This window comes from Roseateles sp. 22389 (assembly GCF_052044995.1).
GTDB lineage: Bacteria > Pseudomonadota > Gammaproteobacteria > Burkholderiales > Burkholderiaceae_C > Roseateles.
In genome coordinates, this window is sequence record NZ_JBQEOF010000017.1 from 32575 (window position 1) to 47641 (window position 15067).

11 protein-coding genes and 1 pseudogene are annotated in these 15067 nt (G+C 63.3%); 8 read left to right on the forward strand and 4 right to left on the reverse strand.

Annotation, left to right across the window (positions count from 1 at the left end; translation table 11 throughout):
• The first annotated feature begins 589 nt into the window (after window positions 1-589).
• Entirely contained in the window at window positions 590-1276 is a 687-nt protein-coding gene (locus tag ACTJKJ_RS20480; RefSeq protein ID WP_440821641.1) for a hypothetical protein, read from the forward strand.
• Here the strand turns inward: ACTJKJ_RS20480 and ACTJKJ_RS20485 are convergent.
• Window positions 1262-2413, reverse strand: a complete 1152-nt coding sequence (locus ACTJKJ_RS20485) for a hypothetical protein (protein ID WP_440821643.1) — start codon at window positions 2411-2413, stop codon at window positions 1262-1264. The genes ACTJKJ_RS20480 and ACTJKJ_RS20485 overlap by 15 nt on opposite strands.
• Window positions 2414-2427: 14 nt before the next feature.
• Window positions 2428-3393, reverse strand: coding sequence for a serine/threonine protein kinase (locus ACTJKJ_RS20490; RefSeq protein ID WP_440821645.1), 966 nt, complete (start codon window positions 3391-3393; stop codon window positions 2428-2430).
• 191 nt (window positions 3394-3584) lie between these two features.
• Here ACTJKJ_RS20490 and ACTJKJ_RS20495 point away from each other — a divergent pair, with 191 nt between their 5' ends.
• A complete protein-coding gene (locus tag ACTJKJ_RS20495; protein ID WP_440821647.1) occupies window positions 3585-4199 on the forward strand; it encodes a hypothetical protein in 615 nt (204 codons plus the stop codon).
• 357 nt (window positions 4200-4556) lie between these two features.
• On the opposite strand, the gene ACTJKJ_RS20500 is transcribed toward ACTJKJ_RS20495, so the two are convergent.
• A complete protein-coding gene (locus ACTJKJ_RS20500) occupies window positions 4557-4937 on the reverse strand; it encodes a hypothetical protein (RefSeq protein WP_440821648.1) in 381 nt (126 codons plus the stop codon).
• Window positions 4938-5064: 127 nt separating this feature from the next.
• On the opposite strand from ACTJKJ_RS20500, the gene ACTJKJ_RS20505 reads away from it, so the two are divergent.
• Both ACTJKJ_RS20505 and ACTJKJ_RS20510 read left to right on the forward strand, forming a co-directional pair.
• Entirely contained in the window at window positions 5065-5370 is a 306-nt protein-coding gene (locus ACTJKJ_RS20505) for a helix-turn-helix domain-containing protein (protein ID WP_440821650.1), read from the forward strand.
• A 477-nt stretch (window positions 5371-5847) separates the two neighbouring features.
• Window positions 5848-6048, forward strand: a pseudogene (locus ACTJKJ_RS20510) (dUTP diphosphatase); the annotation flags it as partial.
• Between the two features lie 204 nt (window positions 6049-6252).
• Here ACTJKJ_RS20510 and ACTJKJ_RS20515 read toward each other — a convergent pair.
• Window positions 6253-9630 (reverse strand): amidohydrolase family protein, encoded by a 3378-nt coding sequence (locus ACTJKJ_RS20515; protein WP_440821652.1) that lies wholly within the window; start codon window positions 9628-9630, stop codon window positions 6253-6255.
• A gap of 240 nt (window positions 9631-9870) precedes the next feature.
• Between ACTJKJ_RS20515 and ACTJKJ_RS20520 the strand changes: the two genes are divergently transcribed.
• The 4 genes from ACTJKJ_RS20520 (at window position 9871) to ACTJKJ_RS20535 (ending at window position 14959) form a co-directional block, all read left to right on the forward strand.
• A complete protein-coding gene (locus tag ACTJKJ_RS20520; RefSeq protein ID WP_440821654.1) occupies window positions 9871-12039 on the forward strand; it encodes a peptidase domain-containing ABC transporter in 2169 nt (722 codons plus the stop codon).
• 31 nt (window positions 12040-12070) lie between these two features.
• Window positions 12071-13417 (forward strand): HlyD family type I secretion periplasmic adaptor subunit, encoded by a 1347-nt coding sequence (locus tag ACTJKJ_RS20525; RefSeq protein ID WP_297389655.1) that lies wholly within the window; start codon window positions 12071-12073, stop codon window positions 13415-13417.
• 98 nt (window positions 13418-13515) lie between these two features.
• On the forward strand, window positions 13516-14316 hold the full coding sequence (locus ACTJKJ_RS20530) for a hypothetical protein (RefSeq protein ID WP_440821656.1): 801 nt from the start codon (window positions 13516-13518) through the stop codon (window positions 14314-14316).
• Window positions 14317-14326: 10 nt separating this feature from the next.
• Window positions 14327-14959 carry a hypothetical protein gene (locus ACTJKJ_RS20535; RefSeq protein WP_183478741.1) on the forward strand — a complete coding sequence of 211 codons (633 nt, stop codon included), beginning with the start codon at window positions 14327-14329 and terminating at the stop codon, window positions 14957-14959.
• The last annotated feature ends 108 nt before the right edge of the window (window positions 14960-15067 follow it).

The window sequence follows — 15067 nt, forward strand, 5'->3', positions numbered from 1 at the left end:
GGGCGAAGCGACGGCTCGAATGATCGGTGAGCAGTAGACGGCGCCGGATACTACACGCCATGCAAATGCCTTTTGCCGCATCTGCTCTACACCGCTGAGCCAGCGCGACTCCTTTGAAGCCCTGTCCATTTAGCGACTCGAATTGCGCCCCAGTCCGCCCGCGAAGGCCCGCCGTGGCTGCGCTGCGCGCAGAACACTACCTTGGCGCAGTGCGGTCGGAGCCGAGGTGAGAGTGCTTAGAGAGTTGCCCCGCCCCAGAACAGAAGGCGCTTGCCGGGCTCAATCTGCGGGGGAGGGCTACAGGCTTCGGGCGCCCAGCCACGCAAGGAGCAGGGCTGTCGTGGAGGCCAGGGCGGCCAAGCCAAGTAGGTAGCGCGAGCCGGTCTGATGTTTGTCGAGTGTCTCGACAAGCTTGCGGAGCGCAGTCAGGAATTGAGGGGACATGGTTGTGTGGTGACGTGACCTGCACCCCCCGACCGCGGCTCCCGCCCTGGCCGAAAATGCGCCGTTTCCTTCCTGCGGGTTGATCCTCGACCAGACCATCGACGCCACGAGGTGGTCGCCCATGAGAACTGAATGAGCACTGGACGTGAGAAGCCTTGGATTTGAATCAGAAGCGGCCCTCGTAAAGGCCATCATCGCCTGCGCCGTGCGTGCCAGGCGCCGTGACTACCGCGTCGAACTGGAGGTCGACGCCGGCGTCGGCGTCGCCGATGTTGTCCTGACCAAGCGTGCGCCCCGGAGCACCGATGCATTGCGGGCAGCCGCTTTGGTGTCACCCCGCCTTGCCGTTCTTCTGAGCCAAGGCGTGGGGGATGCCATCAAGAGCCGTGCTGAGCTTGCAGCCTTTCTGGGCACGTCCGAAGGTGCCGCGCAGCGGGTGATAGCGCAGTTGTTGGCCGCAGGGGTCGCTGAGCAGTCCCGAGGCGCGTTGTCCATCTCGGGATTTCGCACGCCTCCGTTTGAGCGACTGATAGCGGTTGAGGCCAAGCTAAGCGACTGGCAGCGCGTACTGGTTCAGGCTTACCGAAATCTGCAGTTTGCTGATGAGTCTTGGGTCGTTCTTGACCACTCATTCGCCAGGCCAGCCATCGCTCAGCTGGACCGCTTCCGAGTCGCTGGCGTCGGGCTCGCGTCCATTGAGCGCGGACGAGGCCTGTTCATTCACCAGGCAGCGGGCTCGGAGGGCCCTATGAGTCCAGCCAAGCGTTGGCAAGCACAGGCTGTGCTGTCGTCTCGCGTCCTTACGCGGAAGATCGCTTCAGGCGCCGGCTAGGGCCCGGCGCCACTCTTGCAGGTGGCCAGCTTGGCCATGCTTCTCGAGCGTCACACCCATGCGGTCGATTTCCCGGTAAGACGCCAACGCCGCATCGACCTTGCGAATGAGCAATGCCCGACGCTCAGCTAGCGACAGAGGTCGAAGCTCCTCAACGTGATCCTGCATGTTTCGGAAGTAGTGCTTGTAGAGCGGCGGCTGGTTGAACGTCGGTTCCACCAGGCGGGCCAATGCCTCATCCGCCCAAGGGGTCGCCCGATAGACCTGTTGCCAGACGCGCGGCGCACGGTCGCGGATTCGCTTTGCATCTTCGAATTGCACCCAGTTGAGCAGCCCGGCAAGGTAAATACGCGCCTTGGGTCCCCGGCGCTCTCCTTCCGACTCCAAGAACTTGTCTACCGAGAAGATGCGCGTGTTCTCGAAGGCGCCCATGGTGATGGTGAGGTCGCCGGCCGCGGAATAGAGAAGACCCTCGGTGTTTGTGTAGCCCAAAACCAGTCCCAGCCCCGTATTCATCACGTCGGAGCAGAAGGCCATGCAGTCGGTCAGGAACTGTGCGTCCTGTATCTGCTTGGTGCCACGCTCGTGTTCATACATCACGTACACCTCGTCGACATTCGGAAACGAGGTAATCCAATTTAGGACGCGTCTACGCCAGTCCATATCCTGAATCATGGGCGCCGTAAGGGCAACAGACAGGCACAGAGGCCGGTTTCCGGCGTGCTCCATGAAAGCGTCGATGGTGAACATCCGCTGCTGGTCAAAGTACGAGGGGTACATCTGGTTGATGTACCTGGTAGGCACTACGACCTTTCGAAAGCCCTGCTCGATCTGGAAGCTGATGCATGCTTCGGCAACTTCCGAGGCGTGCGCTACGAAGGTAGCCGTTTGAAACCCGCCGTCGACCTGTTCGGGAAAGAACGGGTACGTAAGCAGTTTCGGCTTGCGCGAGCTGGGCAAATAGAACTGGGGGTCAAAGATCGAGGCTGCGCGCGTCGCGAGAGGCAGCCGCTCTACCGTGGCCTTCGCCTGGTGCAAAGGACTCAGGATCAGACCATCGCCGCACCCGTCCGTCTGGAACGATTCGACGTTCCAGTTGCTGTTGTGCCCGACTTGATGAAGTAGTCCCAGCGCCATGTGTGCTCCCTGTTCTAGTTCGCCAGCAATGCCTGCAGTTCTTCGATGAACAGCGCTGGAGTGCGCTGCCGCTGCCACGGCACCTTCATCATTGCTTTGGCCACGAAGTCCGAAAACGCCTGTGATGCGCCCGCGACCAGCGCCAAAGGCGGAGGCTCATGGCTGGCTACAGCAATCATGATTTCGTGCATCTGCATCCCTGGCTTGGACGCGAAAGGCTCGACGCCTGCCATCAGTCGGTACATGACCACGCCGATGGAGAAGAAGTCCGTTTTGAATGTCACCGCCTCCTTCTCGTTGGCCATCTGCTCGGGCGCGCCGTACCCTGGAGTAAATGGACCAGGACCGGGACCGTCATGCGTGACCCCGGGCGCGCCGGTCTCCCGCACGATCCCGAGGTCGATAACCACGACGTCGCCTGAGGGGCGGATCAGCAGGTTCGCAGGCTTGATGTCGCGATGCACGAACTTGCGATGGTGGACCCATAGTGGGAGCAGCGCGTTGGAAACTCCCAGCGCAAGCGCAGCGATGCTTTTCTCGTCACCCTTGTACCTGTCCGCCATGTCGCAGAGCGGCGTTGAGTCGACGAATTCTTCGACGGAGACGTACAACCGCTCGGCTAGGCGCTCGTCGGTAAGTGGGTTTTCAGTGAACAGGTTGCAGAACAGCAGCTTCGGGAAACTGGCTGGCCTGACGTCCTCGAGGATGGTGGTCTCAGCTTGAAGTCTGGCGAGGGTGGTGTTGTCCGCTCCGGACACGACCTTCACGACGATGTCGCCCCACGCCTCCCAGCCGTGAAGGAATGGTCGCTCGTCCGGATCGTCGCCATCAGGAGGCAGGACGTCTGGCGGAATGCTCGCGTCGACGAAGTGCGCCAAATACACGACGCGCTGCCCCGACTCGGCAAGTGGTCGGTCGATCACAAGGCTCGGCAGGCAGGCGACCAGATCGTCGCGAAGCTGTAGCGAATCTCTTGGCACGGCGAGCCTCCCTGGCCCTGTTGGCGCCGCGTCAAACTACCAAGAAGCGCGGCTTATGCAACCAAAGATAACAGAACCGGACGTGGCGGCGGACCAGCAATAACACGCCCTGCAAGCGGGGCGACATTCCGGACAATTCCTATCTAGCTGGAGCCTGTGCGCAAGAGCGCGGCCGACGCCGCCCGAATCTCATGTCGAGCTTTTTCACTGAGCGAACGGCGGAATACGCCATCCTGCCACCCCTTCTCGCCTATCTGAGGCAGAGGTTCGGCGCCGCTGTGCCGATGTACTTCTGGGCTACACGCGAGGGCAATAGCGTCGCTCAGGAACGGCACTCGGGTCGACGGTTTCGGGTGCTTGTCGTGTTTGCTCGGCGGCCCAAGGTTCTCGACGGTCACCACATGCTTGGGAAAATTAACCGGGAGCTGTTCGAGTTTGCGGACCGGGCAGGCAAGCACCGAATACCCAGCGTGGCTGCGTTCCCCGCCGTCAGCGACCTCTTCGAACTTGGTCGGGACTTTCAAACTTACTGGTTTCCGCTTGCCGGCCTGCCGCATCAGGATGCAGTCTTCAAGGTCTCTCTTTCGAGGCCAGACCTAAGGCCAGAGCCACTCGACGGCTTCCGCCTGGAGCCCTGGGAGCTGGAGGATGTGGGGGATGCCGTGGAAGTGGCGCCTGTGCTGACCTGGCGCGATGCCGTGTGTGCGATTCGGGATGTCCGGCATGCACACCGAATCGTCCCTGACATGGGTTTCATCGGAGGTGGCAGCAGCTACATGCCCGTCTACGTCCTCGTGCCAGAGTGAGCGGGTATTCATAGTCCCAGTTGGTGTGAAGCTCTCAATCGGGCCGTCTGCCACGGCGTGGCTGCACTTGACCGGCGACTGCATCCTGTTCTCGCACCCCAGAGGCGCCCTGGTCGCGTGTCAAAAGTAGCCGGATTCGCGGCCCTGGTGGGCACCGTCTCAAGCTCCAGCCGCCAAGTCCTTCTTCATCCGACGTGCTCCTCAAGTCGACTGACCGCGACCATCCTGCATGAGACGCGAGGGCCAGCCAATCCGCACCAGCAGGCCGTCCGGCCCACAGATAGGCTCCCGAAAAGAGATGGCGGCAGCCATTCTGTGTCCAGCTACCATCTGCACGGGCCATGAGAGGCAGGCGGGCTAGATCGACTTGTCGTCCACTCCCCAGTCACGCAACTTGCGACGCCGATCCTCGTCCCTTTCCTCGGTGCGGGTCTCCCGCTGAACGGCAACTACCAGCGAGTCGTCACCCAGGAGGACGCTGTCAATCAGCTTGCGCAGGTGCTCCGTGGTAGATGCATCGGTCCCGATATAGCCGGCCTGAAGCAGGTCAATAAACGCTGTCTGGCGCATGTAGCGACCGTCCAAGCCTTCGTAGCTCACGCGGACGTTGCCGGCGGCAGTCCTAAAAGACTCGTCGGCGAGGATTTCCTCGAAGTGGTCTAGCGGCAGGAGTACGTTGGTCTTGACGTCCGGATCGCGTCTTCGCACGAACTTGAAGTAGAAGGCCTCGCGGTTCAACCTGTACTCGTCGCGCGCAGCATGCCGTGGGAATCAGGCGGTGTATAGGGAACAATCCAAATACTACCAAAGCGGTAGTGTGTGAACTGTGCGTTTTGGACACGATCCGCCGTTTCGCGGAGCGTGCATGTCGGTCATCGGGAAGAGGCTTAAGCAGGCCAGAGTTAACTCTGGGCTGTCTCAGGAGGCGCTTGGCCTCGAGGCAGGGCTTGAGGCCGAGTCCGCAAGCACTAGGATGAACCGCTACGAGGTTGGAGCGCGCGCTCCGACTCTCGAGTTGATGGAGCGGGTCGCTAAGGTGCTGGACGTCCCGGTTTCTTACTTCTATGAGACCGACAACACCATTGCGGAGCTTCTGCTGACGGTCGGGAAGCTGTCGAAGGCGGAGCGAATCAAGGTTTTGGAAGCGGCCAAGAAGGCGGTGAAGCAGTAGCTGCTCGCTGCCGATGGGCGCGCCTTGGTCGGGACGCTTCGGAGATGCCTGATCCACTCTAGGTGGCTCTTTTGCCTGGGGCCGGACTCAAGTTGGAGCTGATTTCGGGAGACCATGGAGGGGCTTTCTTTGGCGCGTCGCCGAGCGTGGGCTCGGTCGATGGGCGCCACCGGGCTCGGCCAGGTGCTTGCGCTGGTGGGATTTATGTCGCACAAATGCTACGGAGGCTGCACAGGAGGGGCGGCTACCGCACCTGAACGGGAGCGCGTGCTGGCGGGGGTGATCGGGGCATGGGGCCGGAAGGACCATTGGTTGCGCGGGCGAGGGCACACTGCTGGGGAGCGCGCCAGCCTTGCGCTGCCGGGGCGCCGGGTCTAGGTTGTCTCAACGCGGAAGGGTGTCCGTCGCCCGGCACCCCCTCTACATATATAGAGAGAGGACCAGAGAAATGAGACGTCTCAATTTCGTCTTGGCACGGGCCTGATCGACTCCGACTACCAGGGCCAGTTGATGGTCAGCGTGTGGAACCGTGGCAAGGACAGCTTCACCATCCAGCCGATGGAGCGCATCGCGCAGATGGTGATCGTGCCGGTGGTGCAGCCGACCTTCCGCGTGGTCGATGACTTCGACGCCTCCTCGCGCGGCGAGGGCGGTTTCGGCTCGACCGGCAAGGCCTGACCCACGCCCTCTCGCGGCAAGAACTCTCTCTCCCCAAGGGAGGAGTCCTGTCCCCGTCCACCAGCGGCAAGAACTCCCTCTCCCCCAACGGGGGAGAGGGCAGGGGTGAGGGGGGCGTCGAAGTACGCCGATGTCGGTTTGCACCGAGCCCCCTCACCCTCTCCCCAAGGGGAGAGGGAACAAGAGGGCCAGAGGCGAGCGAGGTCAATCCTCGTGCCCGTGCCCGTGCTCCACGCCCGCCGCCTCGGCATCGACGGGCACGCTCGCATTGGCGCCATCGAAGAAGAACGGCTTGCGCGCCTTCTTCACGGGCCAGACCTCGTTCATCGACGGGATGTCGAAGACCTTGCCGCCTTGCATGACCTGCGAGATCCGGTCGCTCTGCCGGATGTCCTTGAGCACATCCCCGTCGAGGATCACCAGGTCCGCGAGTTTGCCCGGCTCGAGTGAGCCGATGTCCTTGTCCAGCCCCAGATAGCGCGCCGGATTGAGCGTCGCGGTGCGGATCGCCTCGAGCGCGGACATGCCGCCCAGGCCCATCATCCACATCTCCCAGTGCGCGCCCAGGCCTTCGCGCTGGCCGTGCGCGCCGATGTTCACCGGCACGCCGGCGCGCTGCAGCTCGGTCGCGGTCTTCGCGACCTGGATGACGTTGAAGTCCTCCTCCGGCGCCGTTTCGCGGCGCACGCTGCGCGGCTCGAGCACGGCCTTGGGTACGAACTTGCTCAGCAGCGGATGGCGCCACACGTCGGTGCGCGCGTACCAGTAGTGCTCGCCGTCCAGGCCGCCGTAGGCGACGTTGAGCGTCGGCGTGTAGCCGACCTGCGTCTGCGGCCACAGCTGCTTCACGTCGTCGTAGACCTTGGCCACCGGCAGCGCATGCTCGATGCCGGTGTGGCCGTCGATGACCATGTTCATGTTCATCTGGAACAGCGATCCGCCTTCCGGCACGACCATCATCTGCGTCTCGCGCGCGGCCTCGAGCACCTGCTGGCGCTGGTCGCGGCGCGGCTGGTTGTAGCTCTTGACGCTGATCGCGCCGGCGGACTTGAGCCGCTTCAGATGGGTGAGGGCGTCGTCCAGGCTGTTGATCACGGCGGAGAAGTCGCCTTTCGCGCCGTACAGCACCGTGCCGGTCGAGAAGATCCGCGGCCCGACCACGCGGCCGGTGCGCTGCATCTCGGACTGGGTGTAGATGTCGCTGGTGCGGTTGGACGGGTCGTGCAGCGTGGTCAGGCCGAAGGCCAGCGAGGCGTAGTTGATCCAGCTCTGCTGCGGGATGATTTCGCTCTCGGCCATCGTGCCGTGCCAGTGGGCGTCGATCAGGCCGGGGATCACCGTCTTGCCGGCGGCCTGGATCGTCTCCGTCCCCGCCGGGATCGTCACCGAGGCGCGCGGCCCGATCGCCGCGATGCGGTCGCCGTCGACCAGGATGACGCCGTCCTCGATGACTTCATCGGGCCTGGCCGCGTTCATCGTGACGATGCGCGCGCCGACGATGGCGATGCGGCCCTTGGGCTTGTCGGCGCTCAGCGTCAGCTGGATAGTCGCGCCGCGCTCGGCCGGCTTGAAGCCCGGCTCCAGCGCCTGCGCCAGCGGCACGGTGAACAGCTCGTTGCCGAGCGCGTAGTGCAGCGCGTAGGGCCGGGCCTTGCCGTCGCCGGACCACTGCAGGTCGTCGCCGGCATTGACGTCGAGCTTGCTGACCGGCATCGCCTCGGCCTTGGGGCCGACGGTCTGCAGCTTGCCGGCCGGCGCGAGCGGCGTGACGTAGGTGTGGAAGCGTTCGGTGAAGCCCAGCCACTGGCCGTCCGGCGACACGGTGAAGCGCGTCGCGAATTCGCTCTTGGCGACCGCGATCTCGCTGCGTTCGACGAGGTTCAGGCGGATCAGCTGGCGATTGGCATCGACCTCGCCGGTGGTCTGCTTGCGGGTGACGTAGAGCGTGTCGTTGTCGGCGCCGAACTGCGGCGCCTCGCCGTCCTTGGTGACGCGGCGCGCCTGGCCCTTGCCATCGGCCGGTGCGACGTAGATGCCGGGCTCCAGGCTGTTCCAGGGCGAGGTCAGGTAGCCGCCCTTGGCCTTCTGGTACGCGATGCTGCGGCCGTCGGGCGAAAAGGCCGGCGCCAGGTACTTGCCGGGCTCCGGCGTGACGACGGTGTCGCGGCCGCTGGCCAGGTCGAGCACGCGCACGCGGCCCTGGTCGGCGTCGCTCCACCCGAGGTAGACCAGCTGGCGGCCGTCGCGCGAGAAGGCCGGGAAGTATTCGAAGCGCTCGGTCTGCGAGGTCAGGCGCTTCGCTTCGCCGACCGGCTGGCCGTCGCGCAGCTCGCTCGTGTAGAGGTAGCCCGCGGACGAGAACACCACCCGCCTGCCGTCGGGCGAGACCTTCACCCAGCGCAGCATCTTCGATTCGAAGCTGGCCGGCGCGACCTCATGCGAGAAGCGCACCGCGGGCGTGAACTGGCGTTCGTCCTTCACGTGGAAAGGGATCTCGGCGGCCGAGCCCTTGAACGGATCGATGCGCCAGAGCTTGCCCTGCGCCCAGGCGACGAGCTGGCGGGCATCGGGTGTCCAGGCGATGCCGGGGTAGACGCCGTGCACGGACCAGGACTCCTGCAGGTCGCGCTCCATGCCGGTCCAGGCGGGGAACTCGCGGCCCGTCTTCAGGTCCTTGAGGAACAGCGTGGTGCGGCTGCCCGAGGCGTCGCGCAGGCGGCGGATGAAGGCGAGGTACTTGCCGTCGGGCGAGGGCGTGGGCCGGATGGCGCCGCCGGGGCCGGTGACGAAGGGCTCGCTGGTGCCGTCGGTCAGGTCCTGGCGACAGATCCGGAAGATCTCGCCGGTGCTGTCCTTGTTGTATTCGAACTGGCGGCCGGGCGTGCTGTCCTGCGAGTAGTAGAGGAACTTGCCATCGGGCGAGAGCGCGGGCTCGCCGAGGTCCTTCTGCCAGTTCGGCTTCTCGTTGAGCTGCTGGCCCTTGCCGCCGTCGACGTGATAGAGCCAGATCTCGCCGCTGCCCAGCGAGCGGGTGCCGGTGAAGTGCTTGCGGGCGGCGATGTATTTGCCGCTGGGGTGCCAGACGGGGTTGTTGAGCAGGCGGAAGTCTTCGGTGGAGATCGCGCGGGCGTTGCTGCCGTCGGCGTTCATGACCCAGATGTTGTCGCCGCCGCCGGCGTCGGAGACGAAGGCGATCTGCTGGCCGTCGGGGGAGAAGCGGGGTTGCATCTCCCAGGCGACCGAGTGGGTGAGGGCGGTGGCCTCGCCACCGTCCATCGGCATCACGTACAGGTCGCCGAGCAGGTCGAAGACGATGCGCTTGCCATCGGGGCTGACGTCCACGGACATCCAGGTGCCGGAGCGGACGTCGAGCTTGGCGATGCGCTGCTCGCCGCGGGGCTGGTTGACGTTCCACTTGGGGGCGGAGGCCGCGGCGGCGGGCGCTGGCGCTGCGGCGGGGGCATCGGCGGCGAACGCCGCGGCCTGCAGCGCGAGCCCGAAAGCAATCACGCCCGCGCGGGCGGGCGTGACGGTGAAGAGGCTGGTGAGCGAGGTCGGCTTCGTGAGCGTCTTGGTCGGCATTGGGGCACCCTGGGATGAGAGTGCCGGGAGCATATTCGTCGACCCTTGGCAAACCCGGGAGGGTTTGCGAGGGCATGACGAATGGACGTGCGAGGGGCGGAAAAAACATGGACACGTCAGGTGCCCCCAGTTCCTGAAGGGGGCGTTGCCACCCATTTTTGGCGTTTGACTGACTTGAGTAAGCTAAGTATCAGTCCGAAGAGAAATTTCTAATGTCATTGCGTAGATTTCGTCCGACTCGTGATTCAAATTCTGGTCATGGCGAAAATGGATCTGACGGACGCGCAATATTCGGCGCTCTCCTGCTTTTGTTATCTCGCTCAAAAATTCCGTCTGCGGATTGCGGTTTCAGACCTCGCTCGAGCGAAGAGCTTTGATACGAGCCTTGCGCCTTCTGAAATGGTGCGTGTCCTCGCGCCCTATCATCATCTGAAAATCCAGTCATTCAAACTGACGGGAGTTGAGTGGAAGAAATTGCACCTCCCGGTGATGGCAGAGCGTCTCGGAGGCACTTGGACGGCACTGGTCGCGCGCAGTGAGTTTGAGTTTGTCGCCGTTGATAGCGTGTCAGGGGCCGTTCATCGCTTTCAGATCGATGGTTTTTCAGACGCTTTTACTGGGCGCATATTGGCGCTGAAGGAGCGGCGCGACATGCCCGAAATCCATCGGGTTTTTGGATTGTCGTGGTTGACCCGTCGGGCGAACCAGATGCGAGGGTTGCTGGTTCAGATACTCGTCGCCTCGCTCGTCATGCAGATATTCGCGACGGCGATGCCTCTGTTCAGCCAGGTCGTCATCGACAAGGTTCTGGTCCACCACAACATCTCCGCCTTGTACGTGCTGGGAGTGGGCATGGGCATCCTCACGGTCTTCGAATTCGTGCTCATGCTGCTGCGAACCCAGCTCCAGGCCCACGTCGCGAGCAAGGTGGATCTGGAGCTGGGCGTTCGCATCAAGCAGAAGCTGCTGCGTTTGCCCATGCACTATTTCCAGAGCCGCAGCAGCGGGCACGTGCTCGGGCTGTTCAAGGAACTCGACACCGTTCGCCAGTTCATCACCGGCCCGTCGGCGACCAGCCTCGTGGACGTCACATTTCTGGTGGTATTCCTGCCGCTGATGCTTTGCTACAGCCCGACCCTCACCGGCATCACGGTTGTCACCGCGTTGGCAATGATGGCGGTGTCCTTCCTGATGAAGCCTGGACTGACCCGCCGCATGTCGGAGCATTCCAGGGCGGCCACCGAGTGCCAGAGCGCCTTGGTCGAGAACCTTGCTGGGATCGGCACCATCAAGGCCCTGGCGGCTGAGCCCGTCATGCAGCGGCGTTGGGAATCGGCATTCGCCCTCAACGTACTGGCGACCTTGCGCTCGGCGAACGCGCAAGGCGCATCCGCCGCGGCCAGCACATTCATTCAACGTGCGTCGACGCTGGGCATCCTCTGGGTCGGGGCCGATCTGGCACTGCAGAACCGGATCAGCGTCGGGCAGATGATTGCCTTCCAGATGCTATCCGCTCGTGTCCTGCATCCGATGATGCGGATGTCGCAGCTATGGCAGGACCTGTGCCAGGTCCAGCACTCGATGTCGCGCCTGGGGGACATCATGAACGCCCCCGGCGAGGAGACGTCGGGTGATCGCGCGTTGATCCTTGCTCCTCGGCCGGGCAGCATCGAGATTGCCGACCTCCGTTTCGCTTACCCCGGCAGCCAAACGCCGGTACTTCGGAACCTGTCGGTGCACATTCCGTTCGGCCAGACCGTGGCGTTGGTGGGCCGGAGCGGCTCCGGCAAGAGCACCCTCGTCAAGCTGCTCCTGCGGTTGCACATCGCGGAGCAGGGCCGGATCCGTTACGGCGACGTCGACATTCGCAACATCGATTTGTCCGCGTTGCGACGTCGCGTGGCGCTGGTGCCTCAGGACACTGAGCTCTTCAATGGAACGATCGCCCAGAACATTGCGATTCATTCCCCTTGGGCGAGTCTTGAGCGCATCGCCGAGGTCGCACGCGCCGCGGTGGCCGACGTGTTCATCGCTGAACTGAAGGAGGGCTATCAAACGCTTGTCGGCAGTGCTGGTGTTCAGCTGTCCGGAGGGCAGCGCCAGCGCATCGCCCTGGCCAGGGCGCTTCTGCACGAGCCGGACGTCCTGATCCTCGACGAGGCCACAAGCGCCATTGACTACGCCACGGAACTCCAGATCCACGACAACCTCTCACGCCTGTTGAAGGGGCGAACCCTGATCCATATCACCCACCGTCTGCGGTCGATACGACACGTCGACATGGTTCATGTCCTGGCAGGGGGACATCTTTCGGAGAGCGGCACGCATGCGGAACTGATGGAGCGTGGGGGCTCCTATCGCGCGCTCTACGGTCAAGTAGAAGAGACCGTGCTCGCCGCCGTCGCCTGAGCACCGTGAAACTCAAGCTGGCGTGGATCTGATGCAAGCCAAGGGCGATTGGGCCGTCGCACCCGCGGACGTCGATGGAGTGGATGTAGAGCAAGTCGAAGGCCTGCAGTTGCCGCAATCGCACAGGGTGCTACTCACGAGCATCCTGGCCGTGTCGCTGATGCTGTTGGTCTGGCTGTGGCTGAGCGAAGTCGACATCGTGTCGACAGCATCCGGCAAGGTCATGCCAGAAGGCCGATTGAAGGTCGTTCAGGCGGCGGAGGCGGGCGTCATCGTTGCCATCCATGGCACGGAAGGCCAGTCGGTGCGGAAGGGGGACCTGCTGTTTGAGTTCGACCCGACGATCAGCGAGTCGGAACAGCGCTCCGTCGGTGCCCGGCTCGCCCTCGCGACGCTCGAATTCGCCCGTATCGAGGCGGAGATCGCTGGCCGCGATCCCGTCTATCCGGAAGGTGACCAGCATCCTGAGGCGGTTGCCCTGCAGGAGCAACTGCGCATGGCACGCGTGTCGAGCTTTGGGAGCCGGATCGCCCAGGCTGAGGTCAACGTTGACAGCGCTCGCAACAGCTTGGCTTCGGCCCGGGCGATGGTCGGCAATCTCGAGGAGATCGCGGCCTATACCCGCGAGCAGGAACAGATGCTCAGGCCGCATGTGGGCAAGGTCGTCTCCCGATTCAACTACGAATCGACGCGGCAATCGCTGCTCGACAAGGAGAACGACCTTGCGATGCAGCGAAGCAAGGCCGCAGCCGCTGAGGGCGAACTGCAGGTGGCGCAGAAGCGGCTGCGGCTCGTCAAGGACGAGCACCAGAGTCTGTTGGTCGAAGAGCTCAATGGCAAGCGCAATGAGTTGACGCTGCTGCGGGCCGAGGCCAGGAAGATCGAACGCATTCAGGGATTGAAGGAACTGCGATCACCGATTGATGGGCAGATCCAGTCGGTGGGTGTCACCACCGCAGGCGGTGTGGTGACTGCCGCGCAGACGCTCGCCACCATTGTCCCGGAAGGCATGCCGCTCGTGATCGATGCGAACCTGTCCAGCGCCGACGTGGGTTTCGTGCAGGCGGGCCAGGTGGTGAAGATCAAGTTGGACGCTTATCCGTTCATGCAATACGGCGCGCTGTCGGGCGTCGTGGATCAGATTAGTCCGGACTCCGAGAACGCCGTGGGGAGCGTCATGGGCAGCGGCGCCACCCCGTCGGCCTATTACCGAGTACGCATCACGACGGAGCTTCAACAGGGCGGGATCGATCCGCGGATTCGTGTCAAGCCAGGCATGACGGTACAGGCCGACATCACGACGGGACGCCGTCGATTGATCCAGTTCTTCATTCAGCCGCTGGTCCGCCATTGGGAAGACACGCTGACCATGCGCTGAAACAGGGCGATGGCTCGAGGCCCATCGGAGCCATTTGAAGCAGCCATTTCTCAAACCTCGCTCTGCAAGCAGAGCCTCACCATGCAGGAGATGACGAGATGTCCAGTCCAAAGAACGGAAAGCGGCGAATTGCCGCGCTGATAGCGCTTGCCGCGGGCGCCCCCTTGTCGGGGACTGCCGGCACAAGCGCTCAACTTGGCGGCTACCGGATTCAGTTCAAAACGCAATCTCAGGAGCGCAGCACCAAGGCCGCGGATCTCATGCCCCAGTCGGTGATCGAGATTACGCGAGCAGGTAGCGGAGCGCCGATATACAAGGAGCAGTCGCTATTGGAGCCCGGCTGCGGGAAAGTGCCAGCCGCTGCCTTGGTCACGGATCAATATGTGGCTTTATGCGGGCACCTGGGCGGCCGCCATTACACCCACCGCGTCTTCCGCATCGGGAGCGCCGGGCCGGAAAGCGCCACGCTCGACGCCTTTGACGACCCGGCGCCGATGAAGGCAGATGCGCGAGGTGTCCTCACCGCGCTGGTAGCCCGCCGGGACCAGTTCCCGGGCGAGCTCGTCGGTCCGCTGTACTTCCCCTACGTGTATGCACTGCGTGCTGACGACAGCACCTTTGGATTCGTCCCGACCTTTGGCCTCGGCGTGAAGCAGCAATACCTGGACTACTACTCCGGAATCAGGGCAAGTCAGGACTTGTCGCAGTTCCTTCCAGTCTTGTTGGCCGCTTTGATCGCAACGCAAGGCCCGGAGCTAATTTGCCAGGAAGTGCAGCAGTGGAGGAGGGATCAATTGGAAGCGAAAGGGAACACGAACGCCTTTGACAGTGCCATCCGCCACTGGGTCGCAAAGCTGCCAGTGGTCGGCTACCCGGCCTTCGACTTGACGCGCTGCTGAGGACCTCGCCATGGCATGCCCCAACGCATCGAATCTGAGCGCGGCCCAAAAGGACATTGCTGCCCGCATCATCACAGCAGGAGACAAACGAGGCTTCAGCGACGAGATGATCAACTTCGCCCTGAAGGCCGCATTCATCGAATCCAGCATGGGAACCAACTTGGGCGCTTCCCGTCCAGGTGGGGACCACATCGGGCTTTATCAGTACGACACGGTGACTTGGAATGGGTTGAACCATGTCGGGAGCCGCAACAGCATCGACGCGCAGATCAACGCGTTCTACGACGACATCAACAAGTACTCGGGACGCTACAACGCATTGCAACCGGCAGAGCGCGGTTACCTGACGCAAGAGCAGTACATCTATTTGAAGCACCACGACGGAAACAATTACACCAACTGGTCTGGCTCTCCGGGCGTGAAGATCTTCAACAGCACCTGCTTCGATATGCAGGTCAAGACCTCTGACGGCGGAGGGGGCGGCGCAGGCGCTGGAAGCGGCGAAGCCGTGGAGATTCCGCCCTGGGTGGGCTGGGATCACATCGAGGCGGGCATGCGCGGCGGCTCTGTGACCGTATCGGAGCCTACTTTGGCGCTGCCCAAAGATCCGCCACCGGGCGAAGACGGTGATGGCGAGTACTGATTGCCCCCATTCTTGATCGCCGTGTGGTCGGGTCTCGACCGCCATGCTTGCAGCCGCCATCTGGCTTGCGGCTGTTGCCTAGCATGGCGGTCTGAGGAGTCGACCGCC

What these genes read in the sequence shown, in the direction of transcription:
- ACTJKJ_RS20515 (WP_440821652.1), bottom strand. Translation starts at nt 9,630, where the DNA reads ATGCCGACCAAGACGCTCACGAAGCCGACCTCGCTCACCAGCCTCTTC.
- ACTJKJ_RS20485 (WP_440821643.1), bottom strand. Translation starts at nt 2,413, where the DNA reads ATGGCGCTGGGACTACTTCATCAAGTCGGGCACAACAGCAACTGGAAC.
- ACTJKJ_RS20495 (WP_440821647.1), top strand. Translation starts at nt 3,585, where the DNA reads ATGTCGAGCTTTTTCACTGAGCGAACGGCGGAATACGCCATCCTGCCA.
- ACTJKJ_RS20505 (WP_440821650.1), top strand. Translation starts at nt 5,065, where the DNA reads ATGTCGGTCATCGGGAAGAGGCTTAAGCAGGCCAGAGTTAACTCTGGG.
- ACTJKJ_RS20535 (WP_183478741.1), top strand. Translation starts at nt 14,327, where the DNA reads ATGGCATGCCCCAACGCATCGAATCTGAGCGCGGCCCAAAAGGACATT.
- ACTJKJ_RS20530 (WP_440821656.1), top strand. Translation starts at nt 13,516, where the DNA reads ATGTCCAGTCCAAAGAACGGAAAGCGGCGAATTGCCGCGCTGATAGCG.
- ACTJKJ_RS20525 (WP_297389655.1), top strand. Translation starts at nt 12,071, where the DNA reads ATGCAAGCCAAGGGCGATTGGGCCGTCGCACCCGCGGACGTCGATGGA.